At 36.6% G+C, this 5,862-nt stretch carries 8 protein-coding genes and 1 pseudogene; 6 read left to right on the forward strand and 3 right to left on the reverse strand.

Annotated elements, in window-relative coordinates; translation table 11 throughout:
- Positions 1-526, reverse strand: a 526-nt coding sequence (locus tag FT986_RS11655) for a DUF3875 domain-containing protein (protein WP_147865211.1), incomplete at its 3' end; no start/stop codon positions are given.
- A gap of 303 nt (positions 527-829) precedes the next feature.
- Entirely contained in the window at positions 830-1,117 is a 288-nt protein-coding gene (locus FT986_RS11665; RefSeq protein WP_111540363.1) for a hypothetical protein, read from the reverse strand.
- 766 nt (positions 1,118-1,883) lie between these two features.
- Here FT986_RS11665 and FT986_RS11675 point away from each other — a divergent pair.
- Genes FT986_RS11675 through FT986_RS11695 form a run of 6 tightly spaced genes read left to right on the forward strand, consistent with a single transcriptional unit; the run spans position 1,884 to position 5,478 of the window.
- The gene (locus FT986_RS11675) at positions 1,884-2,693 is read left to right on the forward strand and encodes a hypothetical protein (RefSeq protein ID WP_147865213.1); all 810 of its coding nucleotides are present in this window, start codon (positions 1,884-1,886) and stop codon (positions 2,691-2,693) included.
- Between the two features lie 48 nt (positions 2,694-2,741).
- Complete coding sequence (locus FT986_RS16105; protein WP_222706203.1) at positions 2,742-2,870, forward strand: RidA family protein; 129 nt, start codon at positions 2,742-2,744, stop codon at positions 2,868-2,870.
- Positions 2,871-3,101 (forward strand): RidA family protein, encoded by a 231-nt coding sequence (locus FT986_RS11680; protein WP_147865214.1) that lies wholly within the window; start codon positions 2,871-2,873, stop codon positions 3,099-3,101.
- A 6-nt stretch (positions 3,102-3,107) separates the two neighbouring features.
- A complete protein-coding gene (locus tag FT986_RS11685; protein ID WP_147865215.1) occupies positions 3,108-4,043 on the forward strand; it encodes an NADP-dependent oxidoreductase in 936 nt (311 codons plus the stop codon).
- A gap of 7 nt (positions 4,044-4,050) precedes the next feature.
- A complete protein-coding gene (locus tag FT986_RS15985) occupies positions 4,051-4,959 on the forward strand; it encodes a helix-turn-helix domain-containing GNAT family N-acetyltransferase (RefSeq protein WP_187248626.1) in 909 nt (302 codons plus the stop codon).
- Positions 4,960-4,992: 33 nt separating this feature from the next.
- Positions 4,993-5,478, forward strand: a complete 486-nt coding sequence (locus FT986_RS11695) for a GNAT family N-acetyltransferase (RefSeq protein WP_147865216.1) — start codon at positions 4,993-4,995, stop codon at positions 5,476-5,478.
- Positions 5,479-5,496: 18 nt separating this feature from the next.
- Here FT986_RS11695 and FT986_RS11700 read toward each other — a convergent pair.
- Positions 5,497-5,862, reverse strand: a pseudogene (locus FT986_RS11700) (ATPase); the annotation flags it as partial.

Below are 5,862 nucleotides of genomic sequence, written 5' to 3' on the forward strand. Positions count from 1 at the left end.
TTAATTGTTCTATCTCCTTAGAGAGCACTGAGTTTATTTGAATTTTTCGACTATTATTGATAAAAGAAATCGAATCCCTTACCGCACTTATAAAACTTTTTACCACATCATCCATTTCCCTTACCATGCTTTTAGAAACCTTTTTAAATGGGTTTACATATTTAGAATTGTTGAGTGCTTTGTTCTTGGTCAGGATAAAAAAGAGATAGCATCGGTGTTCCATATATTCCCTTCCTTTAAAATGATCATGGGTGGCTTTTTCTAAAAAAGTATGATCGGGCAATTCGTTCGAGGTATATTCTTTTTTCAGGTAGACATCCTGTTTATGTACCACGGTTCCAATAGGTAGAGATTTGAGTGCTTGGAACCAAGCCCCATGGATGTCACTGAAGTCCTTTTCAGAAAGGGAATAGATTTCGGGTAACTTAACTTCATAGCATAGGATTACGTTACCATTATTGGCAAATAGGATATTGTCCTGAATATCTATAATTGGGTTAAATGAGGTGAAGTTAATTTTATTCATAGTCGAGTCCAGAATTTCTTTTATTGCTAATCATTTTTGGAAAGGTTTTCTGCCATGTAAAAAAATGGGGATTGCCTGTTATGCGTATCAATGACACATACAGGCCAACATTCATAGAAATTACTCCTATAATAACTCCAAAACTAAAAGAGAAGATGATGACCAAGAGAGAGGTCACTATAGAGATCATCATCAGGGCAAATAAGGAAATGGGCAGCCCAAAAATGACGGCTCTTTTCCTGATATCTTTGTATACTATAAAATTTTTCATACCTAAAATTTGAACTTTAAAATTCTTGATCATTAAACCACAATACCAATGAGATAGGTAAAGATGCCTACTACCGCTCCCGCAATTAATACGAACACGAGAACTCGGGTGATCCCTTTTTTTAGGTCAGCGTTCTCACCGAAGAAGTGACCCGCATTAAAAAGAAATCCTACTAGAAAAATCACTCCGAGAATAATGGGAAAAACAGTACGTATGGTATCGGAAACATCATTAACAGAATTTTCAATACCTCCAATTTGAGCGAAAACTGATGGGGTAAACAACGAAAGAAACGTTGCCAAGCATATTGATTTTTTCATAAAGTAATGGTTTTAATATTGTATTGTTTTGCTATGATAAAACTACATATATTAGAACTCAAATATTTGAATATCAATTATTTGTAAATAAAATAATTATACACTTTTATTGTTGTATTTTAATTTCATTTGATAGTAAATATTATGAATAGATAGAGGGAAGGTGTTGATAATCCAAAAACGGAAAATGAAAGCAGTGCTCAAAAACGTCAGTTTTGTATTTTTGCTGAGTAACGGAAGAGATTATTTCATCTTTGGAATTTCAATTTAAGATATAATAAGACTTCAAACTTTTGTATTGATTCCCAAAAGTACGCTTCAATAAAACAAACCTATATCCCTCTAAACATTGAATTATGAAAGAACTATGTATGGCCGTAATGGAAATCATTAAAGAAATCCTCACCTCCTTATTTAAAAGCATCTAGGTATCCTTATTTTCTTTTATCCCTAGTGTTTTTTTTCAAAAGTTATCAAATTAAATAGTTCTCGCATTCTACTGTGAACACGGTTATCGTAGCTTTCTTCAGGTTTATTAACGTGTAGGTTTATCGTAGCGTGAGTCTTTATTTTATGTTTGATTTGCAGGTAACATAGCTGGATAAAATTCGTTCATATCCCGTTCTTAATCTTGGTCTTTACTGTCATAAAATGATCTATCAACCCTGTCAAACACCTATAATAGAATGGTGCTAGATTAATTTTATACTTATTCTTTAAATATATGTATAATTTTACGTAAATTTGAACGTAAAAAACTTTAGCTATGAAAACAATATTATATTTGACGGATCTTTATTTCAAAGCGAACGGGAGAAATTACTATGAAGAAGATCTATTTATTACCTCAAGACTAAGGGAATATTTCAATATCCTTATAGCAAACCCACAACAGGCGATTGCATTGCTAGACAAGGCAGACCTTGTCGTCTTTAGGAATACCGGAGCGGTTATCGGTTATCAGGACTATTTTGACCGTTTTGTGGATACAGTGAAAAAAGAAAACACCAACATATTCAATTCCTTTGACGGTAAGGCAGATATCAAGGGAAAACAATATTTACTGGATTTGATGGATACTCAATACCCCGTTATCCCTACCTTAGATGATATTTCAAACATTGATGCCCTTGGGAATCCCGAGAAGTATATGGTGAAGATAAAGAATGGGGCCGATTCCATAGGAATGGAAATTTTGACCAAGGAAGAATTATTAAAAGCAAAGCCCGAGGAAAAACTCATACAGCCCTTTTTGGATTTTGAATATGAGGTTTCTTTTTACTATTTGGATGACAAATTTCAATATGCATTGTATGCGCCACACAAGGAAAAGCGCTGGGATCTTCAGGAATACGAAGCAACCTCTAAAGATTTGGAGTTTGCCAAGCAGTTTATACAGTGGAACAACATCAAAACGGGAATTACCCGAGTGGATGCCTGTAGAATGAAAGATGGTTCCCTGCTTCTGGTCGAATTGGAAGATCTAAACCCATTTCTTTCCATTGAACTGCTTTCGGAGGAAAAACGGAATACGTTTATGGATAACTGGGTAGCGGTATTGAAAAAGCTTGCCTAAATTTTTGGGCACCCATATTAGTTCAGAATCCTTTAAAATCTTGACAAAATGCAAAACAAAGCACCTTTAAGCCCATCGTTACGAATAGAAAATACCGTTTATATTTCCGGCCAGGTTGGGATTAATCCGCAAACTTTAAAATTGTCCAATGATAGTTTTGAAAATGAGGCAAAATAAATGAAGGAAAACCTAAAAATACAACTGAATAATAATGATGGAGATTTTATCAATCTGGTAAGTGTTATCGTCTATTTAAAAAGTATGAAGGACTACGAAGCTTTCAATACGATCTACAGCACTTATTTTAAGGATGAATTTCCTACAAGGACGTGTATCGCCGTACTGGATCTCCCACTTGGAGCTTCGGTCGAAATTTCAGGAATAGCACATATTCCTCAGCGTAAATAAAATATTATGAGAGCAATAATCTTATCGAAAAACGGAAATGCCAATCAGCTTAAATATACTGAACTTCCACTGCCACAATTAAAGGAAGGTGAAGTGCTTGTGCAGACAAAAGCTATCGGTATAAACCCCATAGATTTAAAGACAAAAAAAGGAAAGGGAATCTATCCTATGCTACAAGAAGAGGATCCACTTATTTTAGGTTGGGAACTTTCGGGGGTGGTAACCCAGTCCCGTTCGGAAAAGTTAGATGAAGGCGACGAAGTTTTTGGACTTATAAACTTTCCCGGACACGGAAAAAGCTATGCCGAATATGTAGCTTGTCCCGCTACAGATTTAGTAAAAAAACCTTCAAACCGTTCCCATTTTGAGACTGCCGCAACAAGCTTGGCTGCTTTAACGGCTTATCAATCTTTGGCTCATCTCGGAGAATTGAAATCCGGACAAAAAATTCTGATTCACGCTGCTTCCGGCGGTGTAGGGCATTTTGCCGTTCAGATTGCAAAACATCTGGGTGCTTATGTGGCGGGAACCTCCTCTGAAAAAAATAAAGAATTCGTTTTGGGTCTAGGTGCTGACAAACATCTCGATTACAAGACCGATGCGTTGGAAAAAGAGCATAAAGACTATGATATCGTGCTGGATATGGTAGGCGAGGACACCATAGACCGTTCCATTCCATTACTAAAAAAGGGAGGTGTTCTTATTTCCATTCCCTCAGGCAAGAATGATGCAGTCACGGAAAAAGCCTCAAAAAATGGAATTAAAGGATTAAAATTCACGGTGAAATCCGATGAGAATGATATGAAGGTAATCGCCGATTATTTGCAAGATGGGATTCTAAAACCCCATATTTCAAAAATAATTGAATTTGATGCTATGGAGGATGCCCACGCTCAAATAGCGAGCGGTCATACCGTTGGTAAAGTCATTGTTAGGTTATAAAAATAATATGAACACGATAGAGAAAGCAGGAATATTGGCGATTGCGGCAAAGCTGCAAAATGTATTGGACACCTTAAGGGATGCAGGTAATTTATTTTATCAGGCACACGATATCAATTTTGAGACCAAATGGTTCCCCCCCATTTATGTGCTGTCCATAGCAAACCAATTGAGTGTAACGGAACTGGCAAAGGAAATCGGATTAAGCCATCCCGCAGCCATTGGCTTATTAAAGGAAATTGAAAAAAATGGGCTTATTTCTTCCGTGAAAGATAGTCGGGATGAACGAAAGCGAAACCTTATGCTCAGCTCTAAAGGCCGGGAAATGGTTACCGAATTAAAGCCGTATTGGGATAGTATTGCAAGCACCCTCTCTGACGTGACAGCCAATCCACATAACCTTTTTATTGCCCTTACTGAAGTTGAGATGCGACTGGATGAAAAACCTCTTTTGGAAAGGCTCAATGAAAAAGCAGACCAAATTTTAAAGCAGTCCAAAGATAAGGAGTTTACCATCGAAAGATGTGATAATTCATTTACTCTAAATTTGGCCAAAGCCATAGAGCGTGAACTATTATCGCATCAGACGGACAAAGAAATTAACCCAAACGTGATGGAAGGCAAACCAAGTTATTTTCTGGCCAGTCTCAATGGTTTGCCAACAGGGTTCATCGCTATACACATTACAAATTATGGAATGAAAATCGATTCTATTGCTGTGCTGGAACAGTATAGAAATCAAGGGGTAACAAAACATTTAATTCAACACATCAAACAGAGTTTTCCGAAAAAGAAACTAATTAAAGTCACCTGCGAAATCCATCAAAAAAGCTTTTTTGAGCATTTGGGCTTTTTGCTTAAGAAAGCTGAAAAAGAAGATAACAGGATAAAGATGGAACTTAAAATTGTTTCATAAAAAAGCATCCACAAGCAAAATAATATTTTTGATATGAAAAGAGAAAAGACCAACGTAAAAATAATTCCTTATGAGGATTCTCACAGGGATGCCTTTAGGGAAATAAATTACCAATGGCTTACCCGATATTTTGAGGTCACCGACTATGACAAATCCTTTTTTGAGAATCCTCGAAAAGAAATCCTGGAGAAAAACGGCTATATTTATTTGGCTTCAATAGAAAATGAAATTGTGGGTTCCGTTGCTTTGGAACGGATTACGGGCAAGGCATATACGCTTGCAAAAATGGGAGTGAAACCAGGTTTTCGGGGATTAAGGATCGGGCAGTTATTAATGGATAAAGCTTTGGAAAAAGCTCAAGAACTGAATCTGGACAGTTTGGTTCTATATACCAATCATCAATTGGTACAGGCGTTAAATCTGTATTGCAAGTACAGATTCCGATTTGAGAGGCTTGAAAACCCTTTGGTTGAAAGAGCTACCATAAAAATGGTAAAGAAATTTGTGTCCTCGATATGATAAGTACCGAAAGTTTTATCATACCCGTTTGTCTTTACTTTTTTTTTCAAAAGCTATCAAATTAAACAGTTCTCGCATTCTACTGCGAACACGATTACCATAGCGCTCTTCCAATTCCTCCGCATTAAGGTTGGTAGTGGCGTGGGTTTTGATTTTACGTTTCGTTTTTAAGTATAGTTCATACCGGGATAACAGCACCTCCCCTAGCACATTACAATCCTTACCATAAAACCTACCTGCAGGTTCCACTCCCAGATCGTCAAAACAAAAAGATTTAGAATCGCCATAATCTTCAATTGCTTTATAACCGATATGGTTAAAACTAAAAGTTACATTTCTACTAGGGATCATCTCGTAAGCTGGTTGAGAAGGGACGATACAAGG

Origin of the sequence: Mesonia sp. K4-1 (assembly GCF_008017825.1) — a bacterium.
Taxonomy (GTDB): Bacteria; Bacteroidota; Bacteroidia; order Flavobacteriales; family Flavobacteriaceae; genus Mesonia.